Raw genomic sequence first — 3,171 nt, forward strand, 5'->3', positions numbered from 1 at the left:
CCCTGGGGGTGTGGAGTGTGCTGCGATCCTGGTTGCGTCCTCACCGAGGCATCTCACAGAGGTGGTTGCCGCTGTATCTCACCTTTTTCCAGGCTATGCACAACATCCGGTGTCGTGGATGTTCACTGCTGGAGCCGATGTTATCCTTGCTTCTGGGATCAACTCCCCGGAACGCAGGATGAGCCTCCCAGTTTAGGGGCTGCTGGGGAAACTCAGTGAAATGTTTCCAGAAAGGAAGTGACGTTCGGCGGCTGAAGTGGCGTTGCAATGCGATCGGGCGTCAGCGAAACTCAGGGGCAGATTTTTGAGTTGCTGGCGCATGCAGTCGTCAAATAGACCAGATCTCAGCGCCTATGTCGTTGTTTCCGCCTCTCTTGCACAGTATGCCAACCGAACCCAGACCCACATCGCAACGCCGATATGATTGCGTTGAGGTCGTCCCGAACGACATGGATAGTTCTCGACGGTGCGGCACTGGAACGAGCACAGCTTCGAGTCTTGCTTCCCACCCCGCTTCCTCAGGTCCACTGCGCTCCCCACTCGGCCAGCGCATGCACCACGCTGCCCAGTGCGCGGCCCTTGTCGGTCAGGGTGTATTCCACACGCGGCGGAATCTCCGGGAACACCTGACGGGTCAGCACACCCTGCGTCTCCAGCGCGCGCAAGCGGTCTGTCAGGGTTTTGGGACTGATGCCGCTCAGGCTGGACCGCAATTCACCGAAACGCCGCGTGCCTGAGAGCAGATCGCGCAGGATCAGGGTGGTCCATTTGCCGTCAATGACCGCCAACGCTCTCTCCACAGTGCATTCAGGCCGCTCATGAATCTGGGTCTCAAAGTTCATTTCCAGAAACTATAGCAACGTTTAGAAACTTCTTCACAAAATGAAACGTCGCTGATAGCGTGGATTTTCTGATGCACACCTTAAGCGTGCCAGAAAAGAGAGGCACCCCATGAGCGAACTTGTTTTGACCTACGGCGCAGGCGGGGCGCAGGGTGCGCCAGTCGCCCACGGCCTGCTGGACGCCGGATACCGGGTGCGGGCGTTGGTCACCGACGCGGCAAAGAACCAGGCGCTGAATGACGCAGGCGCGGAAGTGGTGGCGGGCGATCTGGCCGACATGGACAGTGTCCGCCGCGCAACGCAGGGCGTGGATAAGGTGTTCCTGATGCTGCCCTTCTCAGGCGGAGGCAATCCACTGGAATACGCCCAGAACGCTATTCAGGCTGCAAAAGAGGGCGGGGTCAAGTTGCTGGTACTCAACACCAGTGGACAAACGCCCCCCGAACCCACCGGCCTGCCGATGATGGATTACCGCATTCATCTGGAGCGTGGTTTACGCGACAGCGGCGTGCCGAACATCATCCTGCGCCCCACCGCCTACATGGAAAACTTCCTGGGGCCGTGGGTGCTGCCGCGCCTCCAGGCTGAAGACGTACTGGCCTACCCGGTGGCAGCAGATCGGCCCACCTCCTGGATTGCCGCGCAGGATCTGGGGCGTTTCGCGGTGGCGGCGCTGGGACGGCCCGAGCTGACCGGGCAGGCGTTTGACCTGGGCGGCCCACAGGCTCTAAAGGGCGCTGATATTGCAGACGCATTTTCCACTGCATTAGGCCGCGAGATTCGGTATGAAGCCACCACGCCCGAGCAATTCGGCGCAATCATGGGCCGCATGATGGGACCGGAAGCCGAGGCCGGAATCGTCGCCGCCTACCGGGCCGGGGCAGCCGCGCCACTGGACTCAATGGTGGTGGACATGCAGGGGGTTGTGGCGCAGTTGCCCGTGCAGCAGACCACCCTGGAGCAGTGGGTGCGCCAGCAGGTGGACCTGTTCGCGCAGACCGCGCAGGCGTGAGGGAAGGAGCAAAGATGAACGGAGCAATTCAGGCGGCTGACTCATGAGGGCCGCCCGCTTTCACAGTTTTGGCGATCCCTCGGTGTTGCAGGTCGAGGAAGTCGCCTGGCCCGCCCCGAAGGGTGACGAGGTGCTGATCCGCGTTCACGGCTCCAGCATCAACGGCACTGACCTCAACCTGCGCGGCGGTGGCCTGGGAATCATCATGGCCGGACAACTGCCCTTCACGCCCGGCTTCGATGTGTCGGGCGAGGTGGCGGGCTGCGGGCCGGAGGTGACCGCCTACCGTCCGGGGGACCGGGTGTACGCCCTGCTGGGGCATGGTGGGGGTGGGGCCGCCGATTACGTCACGGTCAGTCAGGCGCGCGTCGGACTGGCCCCTGAGAGCGTCGATCTGGTGACGGCGGCAGCGGTGCCACTATCAGGTCTGACTGCCCTGCAAGCCCTGCGCGGCGAGGGAAGGTTGCAGACCAGCCAGGAAGAGAAGCGAGTGCTGGTTTACGGCGCGTCCGGCGGTATTGGGGCTTTCGGGGTGCAACTGGCCCGAATCATGGGCGCGCATGTAACTGGCGTGGCCCGTAGCAGCAAATTAAAGTATCTGCGCGAGTTGGGCGTGGACGAGGCGGTTTGCACCGACGACATGAACTGGGATGACATCGGCCAGCCCTGGGACGTGATCCTGGACACGCCGCCCGCCCTGAAGTTCAGCGAGGTCAAACATGCCCTGGCCCCGCGTGGTGTGCTGGTGAGCACCCGTGGCCTGCCGACCCGACTGTCTGACGCCGCTGCCATGCTGCCCGGTGCGGAACCGCGTTTTGCCGCCGTGCGGACGGCAGAGCGGGGACTCGATCTGGCTTTCTTGAGCCGTTTAATCGACAGCGGCGAGCTGAAGGTGCCCGTCGATCAGATTTTCCCCCTGACCGAGATCCGCGCCGCCCACGAGTATGCAGAGGGGCCGGAAGTTCGGGGGAAAGTGGTGGTCTCGCTGGAGTGATCTCCCAGAGAGTTTGTAAGTACCGGGGTGCGACTAGCGTTGGATTCCGTTGGTGAAGTCGACAGCTCCCTGAAAATCCGAAAAATGGGGCATATTGCACCCGGAACCCCTCGGTGACATCCCTGGCGAAACTGTTCGAGTCGTTCGTGCAGTCTTCCCCAAGGGCACAAGAATTCTGATCCTGACGCGGATTTCCCTAATCGCCTGACTTTACCAACGGAATCCGATGCTAGTCATACTGACTCCGATTAATTCCTTGACAAGGGCCACCAATGGAAGAGGGTCTGCTGGGAGATGAGATCTGGCTGGGTTTCCAACCAGGC

At 61.7% G+C, this 3,171-nt stretch carries 3 protein-coding genes; 2 read left to right on the forward strand and 1 reads right to left on the reverse strand.

Features of this window, described 5'->3' with window-relative positions; all coding sequences use genetic code 11:
* Positions 1 to 518 precede the first annotated feature (518 nt).
* The gene (locus Q322_RS0119800; RefSeq protein WP_245593333.1) at positions 519 to 788 is read right to left on the reverse strand and encodes a winged helix-turn-helix transcriptional regulator; all 270 of its coding nucleotides are present in this window, start codon (positions 786 to 788) and stop codon (positions 519 to 521) included.
* 163 nt (positions 789 to 951) lie between these two features.
* Between Q322_RS0119800 and Q322_RS21420 the strand changes: the two genes are divergently transcribed.
* A complete protein-coding gene (locus tag Q322_RS21420; protein WP_034419405.1) occupies positions 952 to 1,854 on the forward strand; it encodes an SDR family oxidoreductase in 903 nt (300 codons plus the stop codon).
* A gap of 43 nt (positions 1,855 to 1,897) precedes the next feature.
* Positions 1,898 to 2,848: an NADP-dependent oxidoreductase gene (locus tag Q322_RS0119810; RefSeq protein ID WP_051668813.1), complete on the forward strand. Its 951-nt coding sequence runs from the start codon at positions 1,898 to 1,900 to the stop codon at positions 2,846 to 2,848.
* Positions 2,849 to 3,171 lie beyond the last annotated feature (323 nt).

It is taken from the genome of Deinococcus frigens DSM 12807 (assembly GCF_000701425.1).
GTDB classification, from domain to species: domain Bacteria; phylum Deinococcota; class Deinococci; order Deinococcales; family Deinococcaceae; genus Deinococcus; species Deinococcus frigens.